At 70.7% G+C, this 24095-nt stretch carries 20 protein-coding genes; 6 read left to right on the top strand and 14 right to left on the bottom strand.

The window, feature by feature from the left end; translation table 11 throughout:
- Positions 1-32 precede the first annotated feature (32 nt).
- The 4 genes from ACO2Q3_RS06140 to ACO2Q3_RS06125 form a co-directional block, all read right to left on the bottom strand.
- Positions 33-1358, bottom strand: coding sequence for an acyl-CoA dehydrogenase family protein (locus ACO2Q3_RS06140; protein ID WP_423305681.1), 1326 nt, complete (start codon positions 1356-1358; stop codon positions 33-35).
- Positions 1359-1512: 154 nt separating this feature from the next.
- Positions 1513-1752, bottom strand: coding sequence for a hypothetical protein (locus ACO2Q3_RS06135; protein WP_423305680.1), 240 nt, complete (start codon positions 1750-1752; stop codon positions 1513-1515).
- 124 nt (positions 1753-1876) lie between these two features.
- Positions 1877-2569 carry a sensor histidine kinase gene (locus ACO2Q3_RS06130; RefSeq protein ID WP_423305679.1) on the bottom strand — a complete coding sequence of 231 codons (693 nt, stop codon included), beginning with the start codon at positions 2567-2569 and terminating at the stop codon, positions 1877-1879.
- A 98-nt stretch (positions 2570-2667) separates the two neighbouring features.
- On the bottom strand, positions 2668-4095 hold the full coding sequence (locus ACO2Q3_RS06125; protein WP_423305678.1) for an MFS transporter: 1428 nt from the start codon (positions 4093-4095) through the stop codon (positions 2668-2670).
- Positions 4096-4462: 367 nt separating this feature from the next.
- Here ACO2Q3_RS06125 and ACO2Q3_RS06120 point away from each other — a divergent pair, with 367 nt between their 5' ends.
- Both ACO2Q3_RS06120 and ACO2Q3_RS06115 read left to right on the top strand, forming a co-directional pair.
- The gene (locus ACO2Q3_RS06120; RefSeq protein WP_423305677.1) at positions 4463-5062 is read left to right on the top strand and encodes an alpha-ketoglutarate-dependent dioxygenase AlkB; all 600 of its coding nucleotides are present in this window, start codon (positions 4463-4465) and stop codon (positions 5060-5062) included.
- A 69-nt stretch (positions 5063-5131) separates the two neighbouring features.
- Positions 5132-6019 carry a YihY/virulence factor BrkB family protein gene (locus ACO2Q3_RS06115; RefSeq protein WP_423305676.1) on the top strand — a complete coding sequence of 296 codons (888 nt, stop codon included), beginning with the start codon at positions 5132-5134 and terminating at the stop codon, positions 6017-6019.
- Positions 6020-6024: 5 nt separating this feature from the next.
- Here the strand turns inward: ACO2Q3_RS06115 and ACO2Q3_RS06110 are convergent, their stop codons facing one another.
- On the bottom strand, positions 6025-6993 hold the full coding sequence (locus ACO2Q3_RS06110; RefSeq protein ID WP_423305675.1) for a cation diffusion facilitator family transporter: 969 nt from the start codon (positions 6991-6993) through the stop codon (positions 6025-6027).
- Between the two features lie 224 nt (positions 6994-7217).
- Here ACO2Q3_RS06110 and ACO2Q3_RS06105 point away from each other — a divergent pair, with 224 nt between their 5' ends.
- Positions 7218-8465 carry an ATP-grasp domain-containing protein gene (locus ACO2Q3_RS06105; RefSeq protein WP_423305674.1) on the top strand — a complete coding sequence of 416 codons (1248 nt, stop codon included), beginning with the start codon at positions 7218-7220 and terminating at the stop codon, positions 8463-8465.
- Positions 8466-8510: 45 nt separating this feature from the next.
- Here the strand turns inward: ACO2Q3_RS06105 and ACO2Q3_RS06100 are convergent, their stop codons facing one another.
- From ACO2Q3_RS06100 to ACO2Q3_RS06080, 5 genes are all read right to left on the bottom strand, one after another.
- Positions 8511-10505, bottom strand: a complete 1995-nt coding sequence (locus ACO2Q3_RS06100; protein WP_423305673.1) for an elongation factor G — start codon at positions 10503-10505, stop codon at positions 8511-8513.
- 180 nt (positions 10506-10685) lie between these two features.
- Entirely contained in the window at positions 10686-11597 is a 912-nt protein-coding gene (locus ACO2Q3_RS06095) for a peptidylprolyl isomerase (RefSeq protein ID WP_423305672.1), read from the bottom strand.
- 76 nt (positions 11598-11673) lie between these two features.
- Entirely contained in the window at positions 11674-12333 is a 660-nt protein-coding gene (locus ACO2Q3_RS06090; RefSeq protein WP_423305671.1) for a DUF2076 domain-containing protein, read from the bottom strand.
- 108 nt (positions 12334-12441) lie between these two features.
- A complete protein-coding gene (locus ACO2Q3_RS06085; RefSeq protein ID WP_423305670.1) occupies positions 12442-15831 on the bottom strand; it encodes a PAS domain-containing protein in 3390 nt (1129 codons plus the stop codon).
- A gap of 123 nt (positions 15832-15954) precedes the next feature.
- Positions 15955-16683 (bottom strand): sterol desaturase family protein, encoded by a 729-nt coding sequence (locus ACO2Q3_RS06080; RefSeq protein WP_423305669.1) that lies wholly within the window; start codon positions 16681-16683, stop codon positions 15955-15957.
- 208 nt (positions 16684-16891) lie between these two features.
- Between ACO2Q3_RS06080 and ACO2Q3_RS06075 the strand changes: the two genes are divergently transcribed.
- Entirely contained in the window at positions 16892-17293 is a 402-nt protein-coding gene (locus ACO2Q3_RS06075; protein WP_423305668.1) for a Zn-ribbon domain-containing OB-fold protein, read from the top strand.
- A 7-nt stretch (positions 17294-17300) separates the two neighbouring features.
- Positions 17301-18443 (top strand): thiolase C-terminal domain-containing protein, encoded by a 1143-nt coding sequence (locus ACO2Q3_RS06070; protein WP_423305667.1) that lies wholly within the window; start codon positions 17301-17303, stop codon positions 18441-18443.
- A 141-nt stretch (positions 18444-18584) separates the two neighbouring features.
- On the opposite strand, the gene ACO2Q3_RS06065 is transcribed toward ACO2Q3_RS06070, so the two are convergent.
- Together ACO2Q3_RS06065 and ACO2Q3_RS06060 are read right to left on the bottom strand one after the other, a co-directional pair.
- Positions 18585-19814, bottom strand: coding sequence for a serine hydrolase domain-containing protein (locus ACO2Q3_RS06065; protein ID WP_423305666.1), 1230 nt, complete (start codon positions 19812-19814; stop codon positions 18585-18587).
- A gap of 15 nt (positions 19815-19829) precedes the next feature.
- On the bottom strand, positions 19830-22052 hold the full coding sequence (locus tag ACO2Q3_RS06060) for a TonB-dependent receptor (RefSeq protein WP_423305665.1): 2223 nt from the start codon (positions 22050-22052) through the stop codon (positions 19830-19832).
- Positions 22053-22297: 245 nt separating this feature from the next.
- Here ACO2Q3_RS06060 and ACO2Q3_RS06055 point away from each other — a divergent pair, with 245 nt between their 5' ends.
- Positions 22298-23395, top strand: coding sequence for an AraC family transcriptional regulator ligand-binding domain-containing protein (locus tag ACO2Q3_RS06055; protein WP_423305664.1), 1098 nt, complete (start codon positions 22298-22300; stop codon positions 23393-23395).
- A 48-nt stretch (positions 23396-23443) separates the two neighbouring features.
- On the opposite strand, the gene ACO2Q3_RS06050 is transcribed toward ACO2Q3_RS06055, so the two are convergent.
- Both ACO2Q3_RS06050 and ACO2Q3_RS06045 read right to left on the bottom strand, forming a co-directional pair.
- Positions 23444-23722: a hypothetical protein gene (locus ACO2Q3_RS06050; RefSeq protein WP_423305663.1), complete on the bottom strand. Its 279-nt coding sequence runs from the start codon at positions 23720-23722 to the stop codon at positions 23444-23446.
- 103 nt (positions 23723-23825) lie between these two features.
- Positions 23826-24095: hypothetical protein (locus ACO2Q3_RS06045; RefSeq protein WP_423305662.1), on the bottom strand; the 270-nt coding region annotated here is incomplete at its 5' end.

The raw sequence follows: 24095 nt of genomic DNA, 5'->3' as shown, positions 1-24095 counted from the left end.
GTCCCCGATCAGGTCAGGCGCGCCTGCCTGGTCTAGTGGCGGAACACCGCCGCCAGCGACGGATCGCTGGGCTGGGCGCGGTACTGGCGCAGCTCGTTGCGGCCCACCACCATGTGGTGCACCTCGTCCGGGCCGTCGGCGATGCGCAGGGTGCGCTGGCTGGTGTACATGCCGGCCAGCGGCGTCCATTGCGACACGCCGGTGGCGCCGTGCATCTGGATCGCCTGGTCGATGATCTCGCACACGCGCACCGGCACCATGGCCTTGACCATGTGGATCCACACGCGCGCTTCCTGGTTGCCCAGCACGTCCATCGCCTTGGCCGCCTTGAGCACCATCAGGCGCATGGCCTCGATGTCGATGCGGGCGCGGGAGATGATCTCCAGGTTGCCGCCCAGCTGCACCAGCGGCTTGCCGAAGGCTTCGCGGGTCAGGCCGCGGGTGACCATCAGCTCCAGCGCCTTCTCGGCCTGGCCGATGGCGCGCATGCAGTGGTGGATGCGGCCCGGGCCGAGGCGAAGCTGCGAGATCTCGAAGCCGCGGCCTTCGCCCAGCAGCATGTTCTCCTTGGGCACGCGCACGTTGTCGAAGCGGATGTGCATGTGGCCGTGCGGCGAGTCGTCATTGCCGAACACGCACATCGGTCCCAGCACCTGCACCCCGGGGGTGTCCATCGGCACCAGGATCTGCGACTGGCGGTGCTGCACCGGCGCGTCCGGATCGGTCTGCACCATGGTGATCATGATCTTGCAGCGCGGATCGCCGGCGCCGGAGATGTAGTACTTCTCGCCGTTGATGACGTACTCGTCGCCCACCAGGGTGGCGCGCATGGAGACGTTCTTGGCGTCGGACGACGCGCGGTCCGGCTCGGTCATGGCGAAGGCCGAGCGGATCTTGCCTTCCAGCAGCGGCTTGAGCCACTTTTCCTTCTGTTCCGGCGTGCCGACCCGTTCCAGCACTTCCATGTTGCCGGTGTCGGGCGCCGCGCAGTTCATCGTCTCGGACGCCAGCCGGTTCTTGCCCAGTTCGACGGCGATGTAGGCGTAGTCGAGGTTCGACAGGCCCTCGCCGGTCTCGGCGTTGGGCAGGAAGAAGTTCCACAGGCCCTCGGCCTTGGCCTTGTCCTTGGCCCGCTCCAGCGCTTCGAGCTGGCCGGGGGCGTACTGCCACGGGTCGGGGCGACCCTCGCCAAGCCGATGGAATTCCTCGCTCATCGGCTCGACGGTTTCCCGGATGAAGCGCTTGACGTGCTCCAGCAGCGGCATGGCCTTGGCCGACATCCGCAGGTCGTTCAGCTCGTCCATCGGATTGAGGGTGAAGGACGATCCTGCGGTGGGGGCTGTGGTCGTCTCGCTCATGCGGTTTTCTCCCTTTGGGCGCTGTGCGCAGGTCGGGCCCGCGCGTCGATGTCGGCGCGCATCTTTGGACCAGCCGCGCAAAAAATCAAACAGCTGTTTTAATGCCGGGCCTGCGAGGCCGGCGATCGGACGTCTGCGGCGACGGTCTATCCGTTCAGAAGAACAGCTTGTGTCCGAGCTGGGCGGTGAGATGCGCGGTGACCGCCGGCAGCAGGACCACGTACTCCGCCAGCGCCACGCCATAGAGGCCGGCGCGCACGGGCCGGCCTTCCTGCAGGTTGAACACGATGCGCTCCAGCAGCGGCCCGGAGATCGGGCCGATCAGCAGGAAGGGCGCGACCCGCTTGAGGTACGCCTTCCACCCTGACCTGTTGCTGACGGCGACGTCGGACATGGCGCAACCTTGCCGGCAACTGCTGGCGCCTGTCCAGAAGAATTAGGGTTTTATTAACCATACCTGCGCGGAATCTTTCATCAGTAGAGTAAACTCGCCTGACGAACGAAGTTGACTGCGCAGGTCAGCGAGGTCCGCGGCCGGCGGTGGCGGTCGGTGAGGTCCCCGGCCCGCGCCACGGGAAGCTCAGCCGCACACGCGCCCCCGCCGCGGTGAACCGCCGCTCGATCCTGCCGCCGAGGTCCAGGGCCAGGGCGTCGATGATGCGCGTGCCCATGCCCGGGATCGGCGCGGCGCTCCCCGCGCCGGCGAGCCAGCCGCCTCCGTCGTCGCTGACCCGGCACGTCACCTCGTCGTCCGACATATGGACCTCAACCAGGACCCGGCCGCCATTCACGTCGAAGGCGTGGCGCGCGGCGTTGGTGACCAGCTCGGCGACGATCATCCCCACCCGCCAGCAGCGCTCCGCATCCAGTTCGACGGGCGACTCCACCAGGGTGACGGCGATGTTGCGTTCGGCCAGCCAGGCCTGCACCTGGGCGCGGCACAGCTCGCGCAGATAGGCCGACAGATCCATCGCCCCACCGCCCAGCGGCGCCTGCAGGGCGCGATGGGCGCTGGCGTAGCGGCGCAGACGTTCGGCGGCGGCGTCCAGGGCGGTGCGCGCCTGGGGATGATGCGTGCGATGCGCCGCCAGCGAGATCGAGGCGATCGCCAGACTGTACTCGTTGGCCACCCGGTGGCCCATCTCCGCCAGCAGGACCAGCGGGTCCAGCGGGGGCGACGCGGCGGAGGGGTCGGACGATGGCGTTGACACGGGCGCGCCCCACGAACTCGACAAGGGGCCGAGCCTAGCCGCGCAGCGCGCCGGCCGGATTGTCGCTGACCGAGCGCGGTTGCCCGAAAGCGGCGCCGTCAGGGTGCGCGTGGCGGGTCCCGCACGAGCGCCCAGGCGCAGGCGCCCGCGGCCAGCGACAGCGCCGCGCCGCCCACGGCCGCCGCGCGGAAGGCCGTCTCGAGCGCCGCCCCCTGGGCGGCGAGCGCCAGGCCCAGCAGAGCCGTGACGACCAGGCTGCCGGTGCGCGCCACGGCGCTGTTGAAGCCGGAGGCCGAGCCGGCATGCCGCGCGTCCACCGAAGCCAGCACCGCGGTGGTGAGCGGCGCGACGGCGCCGGCCATGCCGATCGAGATCAGCAGGATCGCCGGCAGCACCTCGCGCCAGTAGTCGGCCTGCGGACCGATGCGCAGGCCCAGCAAGAAGCCCGCCGCCACCACCATCGGTCCGATGCTGAGCGGCAGCCGTCCGCCGATCCGCCCCGCCAGGCGCCCCATCGGCGGCGAGGCGATGGCGATGACCAGCGGGAACGGCAGCAACGCCGCGCCGGCCGCCGTCGCCGAATAGTGCGCCGCCTGGATCAGCACATAGGGCAGCAGCACCATCAGTCCGCCCAAGGCGCCGTACAGCAGGAAGGTCAGCAGGCTGAGGCCGATGAAGCTCGGCGAGGCGAACAGGGCCGGCGGGGTCATCGCCCGGTCGCCGCGTCGCGCCTCGAGCCCCACGAACCCTGCCCCGGCCAGCGCGCCAAGGGCCAGCAGCCCGAGGCTGGCGCCGCTCGCCCCGGCGGGTCCGGAAACCAGGGTCAGGCCCCAGGTCAGGGCGCCGAGGGCTAGGCTGGCGAGGGCCGCGCCGCCGGCGTCCAGCGGCGCTGTCGCGGCGCCGGGCGCGGCGTCGCGCACCACCGCCAGCGCCAGGGCGATCGCCCCGGCGGCCACCGGCAGGTTGATCAGGAAGATCCAGCGCCAGCCTGCGCCGTCGATCAGCCATCCCCCGAGCAGCGGGGCGACCGCCCCGGCGATGGCCGCCGCCGCCGCCCAGGCGCCCACCGCCTGCCCGCGCGCCTCGCCGTCGAAGGCCGCCCCCAGGATCGCCAGGCTGTTGGGCATCAGCAGGGCCGCGCCGGCGCCCTGCAGCATGCGCGCGGCCAGCAGCCAGCCCAGGGTCGGCGCCCAGGCGCAGCCGGCGGAGGCCACGGCGAACACCGCCACCCCGGCGATCAGCATCCGCCGCTCGCCGTAGCGGTCCCCCAGTGCGCCGCCCAGCAGCAGCAGGGCGCTGAGCGGCAGCAGGTAGGCGTTGACCACCCACTGCAGGTCGGCCGCATCCGCCCCAAGGGCGCGGCCGATCGCGGGGAGCCCGACGCTGACCACCGAGCCGTCCACGAAGGCCAGGCTGGAGGCGAGAATGGTCGTCGCCAGCACGAGCCGCGGGTGCTTCGGCGCGGCGGTGACGGCGCGCGCGCGGGCGATGGCGGCGTCGCAGGCGGCGTGGGCGCTGGCGGTCATGGGACTCTCACTGATCGCCCGGGTGATCCCGGACGCGACCGGATCACCCTAGCGCGCGCCGATGGTCTTGATCAGGGCGACTCAAACGATCTTGCCCGCCCTTTGCGCCCTTGGACGGCCCTAGCGGCCCCGGCCCAGGCGCTGCTGCACCAGCGCCAGCAGCTTTTCGGCCGGCGCACGGCCGGCGAAGATGAAGAGACCGGAGCCGATGATCGCCCCGACAAGGAATTCCAGGCTCATGTCGCCCTCGTTTCGTGCTCGCCCAGGGTTGGCATAGGCCGCCTCGGGCGATTAGCCCATGCGGCGCGTCGCCACCGGCAGGCCGAAAGGCTTGCGCCGTCAGCGCACGACCACGACATGGGCAGCCATGCCCAAAGCTTCGGCCAGCGGCCAGGGAGACCTGTTCGCCGGCGACCTCACCCCCGCCCTGCCCGCCGTTCCCGACGGATGGCGCTACCAGGCCGATCTCCTCAACCCGCAGGAAGAGGCCGCCCTGGCGCGCGACCTCGCCGCCCTGCCCTTCGCCCCGTTCGAGTTTCACGGCTATCTCGGCAACCGCCGCGTCGTCGCGTTCGGCCTGCGCTACGACTATGGCCGGCGGGCGGTGGAGACGGCCGCGCCCCTGCCCGACGCCCTGGCCGCGCTGCGCAGGCGGGTCGGCGCCTTCGCCGGCCGGCCGGCCGAGGACTTCGTGCAGTGCCTGGTGAACGAGTACCGCGAGGGCGCCGGGATCGGCTGGCACCGTGACAAGCCGCAGTTCGGTGAGGTGGTCGGCGTCTCCCTGCTGGCGCCGTGCGCCATGCGCCTGCGGCGTCGCCTGCCGGATGGCGGGTTCGAGCGCCTGAGCGTCCCCCTCGCCCCGCGGTCGGCCTACCTGCTGAGCGGCCCCGCGCGCAGCCAGTGGGAGCATTCGATCACGCCGATGGATCGGCTGCGCTATTCGGTGACCTTCCGCACCCTGGCCTGATCGCCGCGCCGCGACGCAGGAACCTGGACCGCGCCGGGGAATTCCTGTGGCGAAAGCAGGGCCGCACACGTGTTCTCAAGCCGTCTGGAACGTCAGCTGCAAGCCAATGTCGATGGGGCCCGGACGCTGGCCCACCCCGGCCACTGGCCCCGGCTGATCATCTTCGCCGTTCAGGAGTTCGTGCGCGACGACATGCCGTCGGTGAGCGCCGGCGTGACCTTCTACAGCCTGCTGGCGCTCTTCCCCGCCCTCAGCGCCATCGTCTCGCTCTACGGCCTGTTCGCCGATGTGGACGGCGCGCGCCGCCAGGTCGGCCACCTGGCGGGCGTGATTCCGGAAGGCGCCGTGCGGGTGCTGGACGACGCCATGCTGCGGCTGTCGCTGGCTCAGCATGGCGGTCTGACCGTGACCCTGATCCTCAGCGTGGCGATCTCGCTCTACAGCGCCAACGCCGGCATGAAGGCGCTGCTGCGGGCGCTGAGCCGCGCCTACGAACAGGACGAGCGGCGCGGCTTCGTGAAGCTGAACCTGGTGTCCCTGGCCTTCACCGGGGCTGGCGCAGCGTTCGCGGTTCTGACCATGGCCTGCGTCGTCGGCGCACCCGAACTGCTGGCCCGGCTCGGCCTGCGCAGCGCGGCGCTGCTGGGCCTGCTGCGCTGGCCGGTGCTGCTGCTGCTGCTCGTGGTCAGCCTGTCGCTGCTCTATGCGCTCGGTCCGGACCGGCGTTCGCGCTGGCGGCTGGTGGCCCCCGGAAATATCGTCGGCGCCCTGGGCTGGACGGCGATGTCGGTGGGCTTTTCCTGGTACGTGGCCCACTTCGGCCAGTTCGACCGCACCTTCGGCTCCCTGGGCGGCGTCGCCGGCTTCATGACCTGGATCTGGCTGTCGGTGATGGTGGTGATGTTCGGCGCCGAACTGAACGCCGCCGTGGAGACCTGCGAGCCGATCGGCCGCTGACCCGCTCAGGTCTCGCAGCCACCCATGGCGCGGATGAACACGTCGTGGATGCGCTCGTCCGTGCCGCGGATCGCCGCGCACATGTTTGTGACGGCGGTCTCCACCTCTGCGCGGTCCAGCGGTGCGATGAAGTGCACCGTGGCCGCCACCAGGATCCGGCTGGGCCCGAGGTGGAAGGTCAGGAATTGGTCGATGCGGACCACGCGATGGTCGGCCTCCACCACGGCGCGGGCCCGTTGCACCACCACGGCGGCGGCGGATTCGCCCGCGATCAGGCTGCGCGTCTCGTTGGCGATGAAGCCGGCGCTGGCCACCAGCAGCACGCCGATCGCCACCGATGCCGCCCCATCCGCCCACACGACGCCGAAGTAGGCCGAGGCGGTGATCCCGGCCGTCGCCACCACCAGGCCGATCAGGGCCGCGGCGTCCTCGATCAGGGTGGCGAACAGCGGCGGATCCTTGGAAACGCCCAGGAACTGCACAAGGGTCAGGCGGCCGCGGGTGATCCGCCGGAACTCCCGAAGGCCTACCAGGAAGCTGGTCCCGTCGAGCAGGCCCGAGATCGCCAGGACAAGGTAGTTGATCCACGGCCGGATCAGAGGCTCGGGATGGAGGATGCGCAGCACCCCCTCCCAGATCGCCGCGCCGCCGCCCAGGGTGAACACCATCAGCGCGACGATGAACGACCAGAAATACACCTCCATGCCGTAGCCCAGCGGATGGGTCTCGTCCGCCTCGCGTCGGCCGCGCCGCTCGCCGACCACCAGCAGCACCTGATCGATGGAATCCACCGCCGAATGCGCCGCCTCGCTGAGCATGGCGCTGGAGCGTGTCAGGAAGAACGCCGCGAGCTTGATGACCGCGATGGCGAGGTTGGTGGCCAGGGCCGCCAGGATGACCCGCAGAGAGCCGCCGTCGCGCGCCGCGCGCCCGGCCCATCGCGGTGGCTGCCGCTCGCTCGTGCTGACACTCATGCCCCGCTCTTTCCGCAGCCGGCCTCAAGCAGCCGCCCGGTCGGAACCGACCAGGACGGCGCCTGTTCCCCTTACATAGCCTCGAACAGGCACAAGACCCATGCTCCAGCCAGACGGTCTGCGGCGCCCCGCCGCACTCTGGTTATCGCGGCATTAACCACGTTCCTCGCAACTGAACAGGCGTCGCTCACCCTGAGTCCGACGCCTCTCCAGAGGGCGCGTGCATGTCGCTGGCCGATCCGATGTTTCCTTCAGAGCCCGACGCCCCGGACGGACCGGCCCCCGCGATCAGCCTGGGCCTGGCCGACCTCGCCGGTCGGGTGTTCCGCCGCGAGGATCTCGGCCCCCTGGCCGCCGACCTGCAGGCCCGCGCCGCCGCGGCCGAGCCGGACCTCGGCGCCGCCCTCGACCTCGCCTGTCTGCTACAGCTGGTCGGCCAGAAGGAGACCGGACTGGCGCTGCAGGCGGATGTCCTGCGCGCCCAGCGCCACTTCCGCACCGTGCACGGCGACGGCTCGGGCCTGCATCTGCTCGCGGTCTGCGCGCCCGGCGACTTCATGGCCAACACGCCGGTGGACTTTCTGCTGCAAGGGTCAGACATCACCCTCGACCTGCTGTACATCGGCCTGGACGAGCCGCTCCCGGCGACCCTCCCCGGCCATCACGTGGCCCTGGTGGCGATCGGCGAGTCCGACCAGAGCACCGCGGTGCTGAAGGCGCTGAACGAGGCGCGTGGCGCCTGGCCCCGGCCGGCCCTCAACCGTCGCACTTCCGGCATCCTCAACATGCGCCGCGACGCCGCCGCCGAGCTGCTGGCGGACGAGCCCTCGATCCTCGCCCCCGCCACTACGCGCGCGCCGCGCGAGAGCGTGTTCGCCATCGCCGCCGGGCTCGGCGCGGTCGGGGACCTGCTGCCCGGCCAGGACTTCCCGATCATCGTCCGCCCGGTCGGCTCCCACGCCGGCGGCGGCCTGGAACGCATCGACGACGCGGCGGCCCTGGCCGAGTACCTGGCGGGCCAGGAGGCTGACGCCTTCTATCTGGCGCCGTTCATCGACTATCGCAGCGTAGACGGGCTCTATCGCAAGTACCGCGTGGTGTTCGTCGCCGGCCAGCCGTTCCTGGCCCACCTGGCGATCTCGCAGCACTGGATGGTGCACTACCTCAACGCCGGCATGCTGGAGGACCCCGCCAAGCGCATGGAGGAGGCCCAGGCCATGGCCACCTTCGACGACGGCTTCGCCGCCCGCCACGCCGAGGCCTTCGAGGCGCTCAACGATCGTTTCGCCCTGGACTACTTCGGCGTCGACTGCGCCGAGACGCCGGACGGCCGGCTGCTGGTGTTCGAGGCCGACAACGCCCTGATCATCCACGACATGGATCCGCCGGACATCTTTCCCTACAAGTCCGCCGTCGTCCGCCGCCTGTTCGACGCCTTCCAGAACCTGCTGAAGCGCACCGCCGGGGTGTAGGGGCCGGGCGGCGCTCGCCCGACCCCCGCCCCTGGCGCCTGACGCCTAGGCGCCTGCCTCGACCCCCTTGCGGCTCTCGGCCATGTGGTCGAACCGCGCCTCGAACGCCCCCAGCCCCTGGGTCAGCGAGCGCAGCTCGCCGATCAGCTCGACGCACTCGTCCTGCGGCAGGTAGGCCTCGATGGCTTCCCAGCCCGGCCAGTCCTCCCGCGGACCGAATCCCAGGATCTGGCCGCGGTGCGCCGAGAGCGCCGAATTGATGTTCGACATCGCCGACGCCGGGGTGAACACCTTCAGCTTCTCGATCGGCTCGAGCATCACCGAGCCGCAGGCCTTGAGCCCCTCCTCGATGGCGATGCGGCCCGCCGTGCGGAACGCCATCTCCGAGGAGTCGACGCTGTGCCAGGCGCCGTCCAGCAAGGTCACGTGCACATCGATCACCGGAAAACCCAGCGGCCCCTTGGCAAGGCCGTCGCGCACCCCCTGCTCCACCGCCGGGATCCACTGCTTGGGCACAGCCCCGCCGGTGACCTTCTGGTCGAAGACGAACCCCGAACCGCGCGGCAGCGGCTTGATCTCGATGGTCACGTCGCCGAACTGGCCGTGTCCGCCGCTCTGCTTCTTGTGCCGGCCGCGCTGGGTGGCGCCCTTGCTGATGGTCTCGCGGTAGGGGGTCTTGGGCCGGTCGGTGGCGACGTCGACGCCAAAGCGCCGCTTCAGACGTTCCAGCGCCAGGCGCACATGCCCCTCGCCCTGGCCCTGCAACAACACCTGCCGCGCCTCGGCGTCGTGATGCAGCGACAGGCCCGGGTCCTCGTCGACCAGCCGCAGCAGTGCGCCGGACAGGCGCACGTCGTCGTTGCGGTTTCGCGCCGACACGGCGACCGCGTACAGCGGCGGGCGGCGGGCGACAGCGATGCGGGGGACCTGCGCCTTGCCGTTGGCGGAGAGGATCTGCCCGGCGGAGGCGGTGTCGACCTTGCCGATGGCGACGACGTCTCCCGGTTCGGCCGCCGCCAGCTTCTTCAGCGCCGCGCCCTGCACGGCGGACAGGCCGCCCACCCGGCTCTTCTCGCCGTTCTGCAGGGTCAGTTCGGCGCCATCCGCCAGCCGGCCGCCGAACACCCGGGCAAGGGCCAGCTTGCCGGCCTGGCCGGCGTAAGAGGTCTTCAGCACATAGGCGGCCACGCCCTCCACGCCGAGGCGCGCGGCGGCCCGATCCGGCGGCGGCGTCTCGTGCCGCAGCGCCTTCAGCAGCCGGCGCACGCCGAAGCCGTTCAGCGCCGAGCCGAAGAACACCGGCGTGATCAGGCCCTGGTTCATGTCCTGCACCAGGTCGGCGAAGACCAGGTCCTGGCTGGGGATGATGTCGGACAGCAGCTGCTCCATCAGCGCGTCGTCGAAATCGGCCAGCTGTTCGAGCATGTGGAAGCGGGCCTGCGCCTCCGCGTCGGCCATGTCGGGCCCGATCTCGACCCGCTCGGAGGGCTGGCCGGGGCGCCAGACGAAGGCGCGCTCGAGCGCCAGGTCGATGAAGCCGGTGACCTTGTCGCGGTCGTGGATCGGCAGCTGGCGCGCCACCAGCGGCGTGGCGCTGATCGGCGCCAGAGCGTCCAGCAGGTCCTGCAGCGCTCCCTTGGCCTGATCCATCTTGTTGACGAACAGCGCGCGGGGCACGCCGAGGCGCTCGAGCTCGCGCAGCATCGGCTGCAGCAGCACCGCCTTGGCCGCCTCGGGCTCGGCGACGACGATGGCGAAGTCGAGCGCCGCCAGGGCCGCATCGGCCTCGGCCGAGAACTCCAGCGCACCGGGACAGTCGACCACGGCGTAGCGGTCGCCCATGAAGTCGAAGCCGGCCAGATTGAGCTCCACCGAGTGGCCGCGGGCCTTGGCCTCGGGGCTGGTGTCGCCCACCCTGTCGCCGCGCTTGTCGCTGAGGCTGGCCGCCTGCAGGAGCGCTTCGAGCAGCGTCGTCTTGCCGCCGCCCGTGGGGCCTACAAGCCCCAAGGCGCGCACCTTGCCGTCGTGAGTGCGGGTCATGGCTGATCCTCCCTAGTCTTCCGAAGGCCAGGAGGACGGCCGCGGACTTGGTCGCCCTGCCGGCGCACGAAGTCTCGTTAGGCGACGGGCTGATTGCCTGCCGCGGGCGCCACTATGCGCCGATGAACCGGGGGAACAAGCTCTGGTTCGGCCGCCGCGGCGATCAACAAGCGTTGAAGCCTAGCGGGCGGCGTGCGCCCGCACCGGGACCTTCACATTGCAGACGTCGACGTGGCCGGAGGCGTACTTGTACCAGGCGTCGTGACGGTTGCGCCGGGCGTCGACCAGCCGGGCGAAGGTGGCGCTGTCGGTCCTCAGGCTCTCCAGCGCCACGCGCTGCGCCGGCGGCAGGTCGGCGGCAACGGTGATCGCGGCGATCGGAATGCGCTGCTCGGGATGCTCATAGAAGCCCAGGTCGCCCGTGCCACGCGGCATGGCCGACATCAGCTCGATCCCCTGCACCACCCGCCCGACCAGGGTGACGTTGCGGTCCAGCGGCCGCGGCGCATTGCCGATCACCGCATAGAGCTCCGCCCCGCCGCCGGAGTCGGCGTCGTTGTCGCGACCGGCCCCCACCATGCCGTAGCAATGGGTCAGCCAGGCCCGGCCCGCGCCCGGATCGCGGGCCGCCGGAAAGCCGTCCGAGAAGCCCACCTGCGGCGCATAGGTGTCCGGATCGGGCAGAGGGTCGAAGGGCGCGCCGGCGGCGGGCCGGTCGAACTCCGCCGGCAGGGTCGCCTTGCCCGCGCCCAGGGGCGTCTTGCTGTCGGGCTGCGACCACTGCACGACGTAGTTGTCCTGCACCCGCACGACAAAGGCGTGGTCGAAATAGTGCGCCCGGGCCAGGGCCTTGATGTTGGCCACGTGGTTGGGCGCAAAGGCCGGGGCCAGCTCGATGATCACCCGCCCTTTGGGCAGGTCCAGATAGACGGTGTTCTCCGGATCGATGGGGCGCCAGTCCGAGGCTGGCGACCCGGCCAGGATGTCGCTCGCCGAAGGTGTGGGCGTCGGCTTCGCCGGCGACGAGGGCTGCGCCTGGGAACAGGCGGCGATCATCAGCGGCGCAAGCGCCAGGGCGAACCAGCGGGACATGGGCGAGCCTCCGAGAGCCGCCGATCTGGCGGCGGTTCGCGCAGGATGGCAAGCGCCCCGCCGGGCCGCGCCCAACTCAGCCGTCGTCCGACCAGTCGCTGTCGTCGCTGTCGTCGCGGTCGTCGCTGCTGTCGTCGTAGTAGTTGTTGGTCACGTTCTCGACGACGGTCTCGTTGCCGCCGTATCCGCCGCCGCCATTGCCCCAGCCGCCGAAGCCGCCGCCGCGGTGGCCGCCGAACATGCTGGACAGGCCCTCGAACAGGAAGGCGCCGCCCGCCACGCCGGCCGCGGTCGTGCCCGCATCACGCAGGAAGGTCCCAAGGCCGCCGCCGCTGTTGAACGGTCCGGGCCCCGGATAGCCCTGGCCCTGCGGCGGGTATTGCGGCGCCGGCGCGTAGGCCGGCTGGGCGTAGGACGGGGACTGGCCGTAGGACGGGCCGGGCTGGGCGCCCCAAGGCGAGCCGCCCTGAGACGGCTGCGCCTGTCCGAGGAAGCCGCGGCCGGTCTGCGACTGCGCCGCCTCGAGCTGCCGGCGCAGGTCGGCGATCTGGCCCTGCGCGGCGTGCAGCGCCTGGTCCGACAGGATGGCGTGCTGCACCAGCACATAGGCCGCGTCGGGATGATCGCGCAGGGTCGCGGCGATCAGGTCGTTGGCCTCGGCGTCCTTCACCCCGGCGGGGGTCTGGACCAGGTCCTGCAGGAAGCGCTGCAGCAGGGTGCGTTCGTCGGGAGTCATGGCTGGGTTGATCCGCTCCGATGGGGAAACGACGTGTGCCAGAATCTGGTGACGCCTTTGCGGTCGGCAACCGGTTGGCGGGTGAAACAATCGTAATCCGGCCGGGGGTCAGGCCCCATCCAGCAGGTCGCGCACGCGGGCGGCCAGATCGGCATAGGCGAACGGCTTGGTGAGCAGCTCCACGCCCGGGTCGAGCCGTCCGTGGTGCACGATGGCGTTGCGCGCATAGCCGGTGGTGAACAGCACCTTCACGTCCGGCCGCAAGGCCCGGGCTTCGCGCGCCAGGACCGCCCCAGTCATGCCGCCGGGCAGCACCACGTCGGTGAACAGGAGGTCCACCCGCCCCTCCTGCCGTTGCAGCAGCCGCAGCGCCGAGGGACCGTCGTGCGCCTCCAGCACGCGGTAGCCGAGCTCGCGCAGCATCTCGACGGAATAGGCGCGCACGTCGTCGTCGTCCTCGCAGACCAGGATGGTCTCGTCACGCGTGCCCTCCGGCGCGAGGGGCGCCTGGACCTCGTCCGCGACAGCCTCGGCGCCGACCAGTCGAGGCAGATAGATCTTCACCGTCGTGCCGACGCCGACCTCCGAATAGACCTTCACGTGGCCGCCGGACTGCTTGACGAAGCCGTACACCATGGACAGGCCAAGCCCGGTGCCGCGCCCCACCTCCTTGGTGGTGAAGAACGGCTCGAACACCCTCAGCAAGGTCTCCGGGCTCATCCCCGAGCCGGTGTCGGACACCGAGATCATCGCGTACTGCCCGGGCGCGACCTCCATGTTCGAGCCGGCGTACTCGCGGTCGAGGTAGGTGTTGCCGGTCTCGATGGTCAGCTTGCCGCCGTCGTCCATGGCGTCGCGGGCGTTGAGCGCCAGGTTGAGGATGGCGTTCTCCAGCTGGTTGGCGTCGATCTCCACCGGCCACGCCCCGGCGGCCAGCACCGTCTCGACGTCGATGGTCTCGCCCAGCGTGCGGTGCAGCAGCTCAGACATGCTGGAGACCAGCCGGTTCAGGTCCGTGGGCTTGGGCGCGAGCGGCTGGCGGCGCGAGAAGGCCAGCAGCCGCTGGGTCAGGGTCACCGCGCGCTGGGCGCCGGTCATGGCGTTCTCGGCGGCCCGGCGCAGGCGGGGCGAGTCCTCGGGCAGCCGTCGCAAGAGGGTGTCGAGGTTGCCGGTGACGATCTGCAGCAGGTTGTTGAAGTCGTGCGCCACGCCGCCGGTGAGCTGGCCCACGGTCTCCATCTTCTGCGACTGGCGCAGCGCCGCCTCGGCCTCGGCCAGCGCGTCGGCCTGCCGCCGCTCTTCGGTGACGTCGCGGCCCACGCAGTAAAGCTCGCCATGCGAGGGGACGGCCGTCCAGGCGATAGTGCGGACCTCGCCCTGGCGGGTGAGCAGCCGGGTCTCGAAGGTCGAGGCGCGATCGCCGGCGGCGGCCAGGGCGAACAGGGTGTCGGCCCGGCTCAGATCGGCGCCGTCCTGCAGCCATTCGACGCCGCGCCCCAGAATCTCTTCCGGCTCGCGCCCCAGGATCCGGGTCCAGGCAGGATTGACGCTGCGCCAGACGCCGCGGGCGTCGGTCACGCCGAGCAGGTCCTGGCTGACCTGCCAGATGCGGTCGCGTTCCTGGGTCCGCTCGGCGACCTGAGCTTCCAGGGTCCGGTTCAGGCGCAGCTCGGCCTGATAGAGCCGGGCGTTGTCGATGCCGATCGCCGCCTGGCCGGCCAGCCCCTCCACCAGCCGCTCGGCGCGTTCGTCGAAAACGCCGGTCTCCTCGTGGCCGAAGAAGAAGCCGCCGATCACCTCGCCGGACCGCGAGGTCACGGGCACGGCCAGGTAGCTGCGCACCGGAAGATGACCCTTGGGCATGCCGCGGTAGGGTTCGCTGTGGCCGTAGCGGGGGTCAGCCAGGATGTCGTCCGACCGCACCACGCCCTCGCCCGCGAAGGTCGGGGCGAACACCGCGGTGTTGCGCGGCATCGGAAACCGCTCGAACGCCGAGCGCGGCGCCCCCGACAGGGCGTAGAGCATGTAGCTTTCGCCGGCGTCGTCGACGACGTTGTAGAAGAAGGCGCCGAAGCGCGCGCCGGTCAGTTCGACGCCGGCGTCCACCACCGTCTGCACCAGCCGGTCGAGGTTCAGCTCGGCGGCGACATTGGCCGCGGTGCGGTTGAGGATCTCCAGCGCGTGGCCTTCCTCGCGCAAGGCAAGTTCCGAGGCCGCAAGGGCCGCGGCGGCGCGCTTGCGCTCGGAGATGTCGACCACCGTGCCGATGAAGCGGACCGCCCGTCCGTCGTCGAAGATCGCCCGCCCCTTGGCGGCCACCCAGCGCTCGACCCGGTCGACGAGGCCGACCGTGCGGTACTCGACGTCGTATCCGCCGGAGCCGCCGGTCGCGAGCGCCGCATCCACGGCCGCGGACACCCAGCCCCGATCCTGCGGGTGCAGCCCGCCGAGGAACGTTTCCTCGTAGGTCACCGGCGCGCCGGGCGGCAGGCCGAACATCCGCCGGCAGCGGTCGTCCCAGCGCAGTTCGCCGGTCACCGGATCGAGGTCCCAGGTGCCGATGTCCGCCGCCTCGGCCGCCAGGCGCAGCCGTCCCTCGCTCTCGCGCCGCGCGCGTTCGGAGCTGACCCGGTCGGTGACGTCGTGGCCTTGCACGAACACCGCGGAGACCGCGCCGTCCTCGCCGAGGATCGGCTGGTACAGGAAGTCCAGGATTCGCGGCTCCAGCGGGGCGCCAGGCGTGCGCTGCAGGTCCACCGTCACCGCTTCGCCGCGGAAGGCCTCGCCGGTGGCGACGACCTGGGTCATCAGATCGACGAACCCCTGGCCCTGCACTTCCGGCAGGGCGTCGGCCAGGCTGCGGCCGATCACGTCGCGATGGCCGATCAGCTGCTGGTAGGCGCGATTGGTCAGCTCGAACACGTGGCCCGGCTCGCGCAGGATGGCCATGAAGCCCGGCGCCTGCTCGAACAGGCCGGCCAGCCTGCGGCGCTCCTCCTCCGCCGTCTCCTGCGCCCGGAGGCGTTCGGTGGTCTCGCTGACGATGCACAGCACCCCCTCCACCGCACCATCGGGCCCGCGCACCGCGGAATAGGAGATGTCGAAGTTGACCTGTTCGCCGTAGCCCTTGCGCTCGACGTAGAACGGGCGGTCCCGCGCCTCGACCGTCTCGCCGCGCTCCCGCACGCGGCGGAGCATCGGCTCCAGGTCGTCCCACAGCTCGCTCCAGTTCTCCTGGGCCGGCCGCCCCAGCGCCCGTGGATGGTGTTCGCCGATGGCCGGGGCGTAGGCGTCGTTGTAGAGCGCGACGTATTCAGGTCCCCAGAACACCACGATCTGGGCGCGCGACGGCAGCAGCATCCGAACGGCGGACCTCAGGGTCTCGGACCAGGTCTGCGGCGGGCCGAGCGGCGTGGCGCTCCAGTCGAGGCGCGCCATCAGGGCGCCCGCCTCGCCGCCGGACTCGAACAGCCACTCCCCCGAGGCGCCAGCGCCCAACACACCCCTCCCACTCACGGCAACGCCCGCCGCAGCGGACGCGCCGGGCGCCCCACGCCCGGCTCAGACATTGCCTAACGGGCGCCACGGGCTTTGGTTCAACGGCGCCGCTTGATGGGCCGGCTACAGCGTGTCGGTCCGCATCAGCCGGTCCCAGAACCGGAAATAGAGGCCGAAGTTCTTGTTGTAGTGGTTGTGATGGATCGAGTGGTGGCTGGCGGTGATCAGCCAGTCGCCCACCGGCCCGCGCACTATCCACGGCGGCAGCACCTCGGCGCCCGAGTGGTTCAGCACCGCGGCGATGGTCGCCAGCGTCAGCAGCAGCAGAATCACCGCCGGATGGATCGGCAGCACGAAGGTCAGCGCGGGCAGCAGCCAGGCGTTGAGCGCCGCCTCGCTCCAGTCGAACGAGAACGAGGCGAAGGCGGTGGGCTGGCGCGAGCGGTGGTGGCCCGCATGGGTCCAGCGGAACAGCGCCGGGTGGTGCATCACCCTGTGCAGCCAATAGTAATAGGCGTCCTGGACCAGCAGGTAGATCAGACCGCTCAGGACCAGCCAGGGGACGCCGTACTGCAGGGGGTCGAGGTAGACCATCGTGCCGCCGTGCTTCCAGGCCTCGTAGCCGACGGCCGCCGGCAGGGCGTAGATCCACGACGACAGCAGCGACAGCTTCAGCTCGTGACGGATGGTGGCCGCGCGCGGCCAGTCGCGGTTCAGCTGCGCGCCAGCCGAGGCGGTCCGCCCCTTGCGCCAGATCAGCGCGTGGGTGGTCCAGGCGATCAGCACGTAGCGGACGGCGATGATCAGCGTCAGCAGGACGGTGTTGACGGCGATGGAAGCGATTGGGGTCACGGCTCGGAACGCGCTGGGGAACTCTGCTGGGGGACTCTCAAGGTCGGGACACTCGCCACGCCCTCGCCCGGCGGTCAAGGCTGTTCGCCGCCGCACCGCCCCTCGCGCGCGGGCGCTTGCCTTCCGGTGCGGAACCGCATCGACAAGCGCGGCCGGGTAGTCTTTCTAGTGCGCCTTTCAAAACATCGTTTCGAGGATAACGTCACCTATGGATAGAGCCCTTCCATCCCCTACGCCGGAGACCCAGCATTTCTGGGACGGCTGCAAGGCGGGCGAGCTTCGCCTGCAGCGCTGCACCGAATGCAGCAACACCTATTTCCCGCCCCGTCCGTTCTGCCCGGGCTGCGGCTCGCGCTCGGTGGAAGTGTTCGCCGCCAGCGGCAAGGGCGTGCTCTGGAGCTACGTCATCAACCACCGCCCGCGCCCCGACATGGGCAAGGACCCGCACTCCATCGCCGTGGTGAAGCTGGAGGAAGGCCCGAAGATGATGACCAACATCGTCGGCTGTCCGCAGACGCCCGAGGCGCTGCAGCTCGACATGCCGGTCGAGGTCACCTTCGAGACCTTCGGCGAGACCGCCCTTCCCATGTTCCAGCCGGCGAAGGGGTGATCCGACCATGAAGCCGAAATCAGTCGCCGTGGTCGGCGCCGCCGAGACCACCAAGATGGGCAAGATCCCCGATCAGTCCGTCATTCAGCTGCACGCCGACGCCGCGCTCAACGCGATGGCCGACGCGGGCCTGAAGCCGTCCGACATCGACGGTGTCGCCACCGCCGGGGCCAGCCCGGTGGAACTGGCCCACTACCTGGGCATCACCCCCACCTATGCCGACGGCACCAGCGTGGGCGGTTGCTCGTTCATGCTGCACGTGCGCCACGCGGCGGCGGCAATCAACGAGGGTCTGGCCAAGACCATCCTGATCACCCACGGCGAAAGCGGGCGGTCGCGCGTCGGCGCCGGCGGCTTCGGGCGCAACCCGTCCAGCCTGATGGGCCAGTTCGAGATGCCCTACGGCGTCACCTCCCCGCCCACCATGTTCACCATCCCGGTGCTGCGCTACCTGAAGACCTACGGCCTGACGGAAGAGGATCTGGCCTGGGTGTCGGTGATCCAGCGCGAGTGGGCGGCCAAGAACCCGCGCGCCAGCTTCAAGGACCCGATCACCGTCGATGACGTGCTGAACTCGCCGATGATCGCCTGGCCCTTCCGCATGCTGATGTGCTGCCTGGTCACCGACGGCGGCGGCGCCCTGATCCTGACCAGCGCCGACCGCGCCAAGGACTTCCCGCGCAAGCCGGTATACGTCCTGGGCACGGGCGAGAGCGTCGAGACGCCGATGGTCAGCCAGATGGAGGACTTCACCTCCTCCAAGGCGTTCCGCGTCTCCGGCAAGAAGGCCTTCGACGAAGCCGGCATCAAGCACAGCGACGTCGATCACCTGATGATCTACGACGCCTTCGCCCACCTGCCGCTGTACGGCCTGGAAGACCTCGGCTTCTGCAAGCCGGGCGAAGCCGCCGCGTTCATCCGTGAACGGAACACCGCCATCGGCGGCAAGCTGCCCCTCAACACCAACGGCGGCGGCCTCAGCTACATGCACTCGGGGATGTACGGCATGTACGCCCTGCAGGAGAGCGTGCGGCAGATGCGCGGCATCGCTCCGGCCCAGGTGGACGGCGCGAAGATCTCGGTCTGCCACGGCGTCGGCGGCATGTTCGCCGCGTCGGGCACGGTGATCTTCTCGAACGAGGCGCCGTAGGCGACGGCCCGGGAGGGCGGGACCGGCGAGGGGCGACATGATCCCCCTCCAAGGCGCCCGCTCTCCCCCCACGCCCGGGAGTTTCGTCCGCGACGACCCTGGCCTGCCCCCCCCGACGGGCGGCTGAGCCGGCGGCCCACGCTACCGGGTCCACGGTCCCGCGGGCGAAGGTCTGAAGCCCACGGCGCGGTAGGCGGCGTCCACCAGGCTCTGGCCGCGATCGTTCAGACCTACGCCGCCGCCCAGCCGGTTCATGACGTAACCGAAGGACAGCCGCGCCTCGCCGTCCGCGAAGCCGAGGCTGCCGCCCATACCGGGCGTTCCGAACGCCTGCTCGCCGAGGATCACATGGTTGCCGGCCCCCAGCCTGCGATCGCCCCAGGTCTTCGAGAAGCCGAGGGTGAAGGTGGTCGGCAGGCGCAGCAGCAGATCGCAGTCCGAGGCGGAGCGGCACAGGCGCATCCCCACCAGCGCTTCCTCCCGCACCAGGCGGACGCCGTCCACCGATCCGTCGAGGCTCAGCGGCGCATAGACCCGCGCCAGGCCCCGGGCGCTGGCGGCGCCGCCGGCGGAGGGGTGCTCCATGGACCGGCGGCGGGCCGAGTTGACCGTGTCGGGACCGATGTCCCCGCCGCTGTTGCTCATCATCTTCGCGCCATACCAGTCCGGCTCGTCGGCGATCTTGCGGAAGAACGCTGAGCCGGGGTCGGCCTGCGGCAGGATGAGATCCGCGGCGCGGTGGTGCTCGGCCTCGGGCAGGCCGATCCAGGCGTCCGCGCCCAGCGGCCCCGCGACGTCTTCGCGAAAGAACTGACCGATGCTCTTGCCGGTCACGCGCCGGACCAGTTCGCCCTCGAGCCAGCCTATGGTCACGCCGTGGTAGCCGTGGGCTGTCCCGGGCTCCCACAGGGGCGCCTCCGCGGCGAGACGTGAGGCGGCGAGATCCCAGTCGTACAGCGCGCCTTCCGGCAACGGGGCCTGCCACACCGGCAGCCCCGCCTGATGGCTGAGGATCATGGCCACGGTGACGCCCGCCTTGCCGTTGGCCGCGAACTGCGGCCAGTAGTCCGCCATCGGCCGGTCGAAGGCGATCAGCCCCCGGTCCGCCAGGATGTGCAGGCAGGTGGCGGCCAGGCCCTTGGTGGCCGAGAACATCACCGCCAGGGTGTCCTCCTCCCAGGGGCGGTGGGTCGCAGCGTCAGCCACGCCCGCCCAGAGGTCGACCACCAGCCTTCCCTCGTGGAAGATCGCCACCGCCGCGCCCACCTCGCCCCGTTCGGCGAAGTTCAGGGCGAACTCGGCGGCCACCTGTTCGAAAGGGGGCGCACAGAAGCCATGCGTCACCACAGGGTTGGACTGTCCAGAACTCACGCACCGTCTCCTCGGTCAGAAGCTGTAGGAAATGCCCAGGGCGAAGTTGCGGGGCGGCGCGTAGTTCACCGCCTTCTCCCCGCCCAGCAGCCCGGAGTAGATGGTCGAACCGGTCTGGTAGGTGCGGTCGGCGAGGTTGTGCACATAGCCGTAGAGCCGCCACGGGCCGCGTTCGGGGCCGATCGAGGCCGCCAGGTTCAGCACCCCGCCGGCCGGCGCCGCGTTGGCCGGGTCGTCGAATTCGTTGAAGTAGGTGCGTGAGCGCCACGCGTACTGCGCGTCGAGCGTGCTCCTGAGCCCGGCGCCCAGGGTGAAGCCGTACTGGACGTCGAGGTTGACGGTGGTCGACGGCACATAGGGCAGCCGGTTGCCCGCCAGGTTCTGCAGCGGCCCCGAGACGGCGCCGGGAATGGTCTGGCTGTTCGAGAACTGTTCGAAGCGGGCGTCGAGATAGCCCAGGCTCGCGCTCAGTCGCAGGCCCCGCGCGGGCAGCGCCACCGCCTCGATCTCCCCGCCGCGGATCCGCGAGCGCGGCGCGTTGGCCAGGGTGGCGATCGTGCCCACCACCTGGGCGATCTGCAGGTCGCGATAGCGGCTGTCGAAGATCGCGGCGTTGACCTGCAGGCGACGGTCGAGGAAGGACGCCTTCTCGCCGATCTCCCAGCTGCGCACCTGCTCGGGGCGCACGGCCGTGGTCTGCAGCGCGCCGATGTTGATCGCCCCATCCTTGTAGGCGGTGGCGTAGCTGGCGTAGACCAGCACGTCCGGCGCGAGGCGCCCCTCGATGGCGACCTTGAACGGGGCGCTGGTGTTCTTCAGCCTGTTGCGGAAGCCCGAGACGTCCACGCCGAACGAGGCGATGGTCTGGAACTCCACGGCCCGCTTGGTCGTCTCGCTGTACCGGGCCTGGGCCGAGACCGCCCATACGGGGGTCAGCTGGTAGCGCAGATCGGCGTAGATCGCGGCCGAACGCACCGCCAGGGTCCCGCCGCCGATGTAGTCGATGAAGAAGGGATCGGACGCGCCGCCTGCGCCGAGCCAGGCGGCCGACGTCTGCCAGGGAACCTCCACCGACTGGCCCTGGTCGAACCGCAGGCCGGTGGCGCCGAGCGTCCAGCGCAGGCGTCCGCCGCCGGGCGAGGTCAGATAGGTCTCGGCATAGACGTCGTCGCTGTGTGTGGCCGTGGAATAGCGGCACCCTTCCGCCGCCGTGCCGTCGCAGTCGTTCAGGAAATACTGGCGGCCATGGCGATAGTTCACCAGCGCCGTCAGGCTGGCCTCGCCGATCGGCTGCACGTAGCTCAGCTGCACGGTGGCGACCTTCAGCCGGTCGATGCCGACATCGGCGTAGACCGCTCGCGGGTCCGTGCTCGGCGCCAGGCCGAAAATCAGCTGCGTCGGATAGGTGAACCCGGCCACAGGAACCACCGCCAGCGCAGGTCCGGCGTCGTCCTGGTGGTAGTAGGAGGCGAGCAGATTCAGCCGTCCGCCACCGGGCAGCTTCGCGCTGATCTGGCCGCGCACCGCCTGGGCGTCGAGGTCGTCGAGCCGCGCCGGAGCGCCCGCCTGTCCGGCCAGCAGGTTGCGCGTGTACCCGTCCAGGTGGCGCACCTGGTACGAGAGCCGCGCATCGACGCCCCCCTCCCCCGCCGCGCCGGCGATCAGGGGACCGGAGACGAAGCCCTCGCTCTCGCGCCGGCCGTAGTCGCCGACGATGGCGTCGACCCGGCCCTGGAAACTGTCGGTGGGCCGCGCGGAGATGATGTTCAGCGCCCCGCCCACCGCGTTGCGGCCATAGAGGGCGCCCTGCGGCCCGCGCAGCACCTCCACCCGCTCGACGTCGAACATCGAGGTGTTGGTGGTGCGCTGGTCGGAGACGTAGGCGCCATCCTGATAGAAGGCCACGCCGGGGTCGCCGCCGGCGTTGATGAAGGTGTTGCCGACGCCACGGATATAGAGCTGGGCGTTGTCGCTGGTGCTGGCGAAGGTGATGTTCGGCACGCTGGTCTGCAGGTCCTCCAGCCGCTGCTGGCCGCGGTCGCGCTGCACGCCGCCGTTCAGCACCGAGATCGCCTGCGGCAGCCGCTGGACGGTGGTCTCGCGCTTGGCGGCGGTGACCACCACCTCGCCGATCTGCGCCTGGCCGGCCGCCGGCCCGTCCGTTGCCGCGGCGGCGCAGGCTGGGGCCATGGGCAGGGTCAGCAGGGCGGCCAGCCCCGCGGTGGTTCCAGATCGCATCGCATCCCCCCTGGGAAGAGTGGTCCCGCCGGTCTCAGCGCCGGGGGTTGAGGCGATATCTGCGGCAGCGCCCAGGACTCGTCGAGGACAGGTTCTCACGGCGCCGGGGGACAGGTTTTTGCGCCGGCCCGCCCGGGGAGGACGCGTTGGCCGCGCTTGCTTGACGGCGCGGGCTGGCCGCCCCAGTTTCACCCCATCGAACGGGGACGGACGATGTCGAAGCCAGGGAAGGATCCGAGCGCGGCATGATCCTCGCGGCCGACCACTCCGCCGCGCGTCCGGCCGCCATGCCGCTCGGCTGGATCGGCCATACCGCCAGCCTCGCGGCGCGGCAGGGCTACGACGTGCGGCCGGACCTGGAGGCGGCCGGCGCGGCGGCGCGGCTGGACGGGACGTCGCCGCTCGGCGCGGCCGAGTACCTGCTGATGTGCGCCCTGATCATCAACGCCGTCGATGACGAGATGCATGGCGTCTCGCGCGGGCGAATGAACCGCGGCACCGCCAACCTGATGGTCCAGGCCGTGGCCGCAACCCGAGATCTGGCCGGCGCCATCGACACCTTCAGCCGCTTCTTCGTCGTCGCCGGAACCTTCTGCCGCCTGAGTCTGGAGACCAGCGGCGACGAGGCGCGGCTGGCCTTTCGCGCCGACAGCCTCGACCTGCGCGCGCAGCAGGTCGTGGAGGAGATGCTGGCCACCTTCCTGCACATCCAGATGTCGTTCTATCTCGGCTTCCTGCTGCCGCTGAGCCGCTTCGACACCACCGCGCCCGACCATCCGCTGCTCGGCGCGACGCACCCCTATTTCCTGAGCCCGGTGGCGCTGCGCAACACCACCGCCGTGCGCTTCCCCGCCGCCTACCTGGCCCGGCCGCCGAAACCCAAGGTGCTGGGCAATCCGCTGCTTGAAGGCGAGATGGCCTGGCTCAACTACCTGGCCCGGGCGCGCAGCGTCGCCTATGACGCGAGCGGCGAGGACAGCCTGTCCGGCAGCCTGTTCCGCTGTCTCAGCGAAGGCGACGCCGACTTCGAGACGGCCTCGCGGCGACTGGGCCTGGCGTCGTCCGAGCTGCGCCGTGGCCTCACGCAGGAAGGCGCGAGCTTCCGCAGTATCCGCCGGGCGGCGCTCGTGCGTCGGGCGGCGCCCGGTCTGAACGCCGGCGACAGGGCCGACGACCTCGCCGAGAGCCTGGGCTATTCGGACGCCCGCAGCTTCCGCCGCGCGCTGAAGCTGGCCACGGGCCTGAGCCTGGCGGAGTTGCGCGGTCAGTCCGTGGACGGCGACGGCCCTGGCCCGGCGTCCGTCCTGGCGCGCCTCGCGGCTGAGAAGGCTCGGCAGGCCTAAGTCCAGGGCCGGGGCCCGGCCCGACGCCGGATCAGTCCGGCGCTTGCGTCAGCTCGATTGGCCGAGTTGCAGGATCGCGTCGCGGACCTGCTCGCGGCGGTGCGGGGGACAGGGACGGGCCACGACGGAGGGGTTCTTGCGATTGGGCGCCATGCGGTGCGTCATGCCCTGCTCGGCCAGAACACTCGCGATCCAGCTGGTCGGCGGCACGAAGCCGTACTCCCGACGGCAGTAGACCTGGATGCGCCCATAGGTGATGCGCTTGCCCCGGCCTTCACCGGCAGGCGGAGCGTCGGCTTCCGGGATCTTGCAATGCGGCAGGGACATCACTTGCGTCCAACTTCTTCCAGCACGCCCGTTGAGGGCGGAGCCCCGCCCGATCCGGTTTGATCGGGCGGGGACACAGCGCTGATTTCCGGGGTCCGTCAGCCTACCACTGGTAACGAACGCCGAGGGTGACGGAGGTGTCCTGGTAGCGGGACTTCCACTTCACACCGGAGTTGAGGAAGGCGGAGAGGTTGTTGCCGACCGCGAACAGGTTGGCTTCGCCCTTGATCTCGCCGTAGACGCCGTTGATGTCGTTGAAGTTGTTGAAGATGCCGCCCGCGGAGAGGGCGGTGTTGGTCTTGCCGTCGAACTCGTCCCAGACGCGGCCTTCCAGGGCCACCTTGACCTTGTAGTACTGGAAGGAGGCGGTGGT

The organism is Caulobacter sp. KR2-114 (genome assembly GCF_049446115.1).
Classification (GTDB): Bacteria; Pseudomonadota; Alphaproteobacteria; order Caulobacterales; family Caulobacteraceae; genus Acaudatibacter.
Note: the sequence above shows the minus strand (reverse complement) of the source record. Positions and strands in the feature narration are given on the sequence as shown.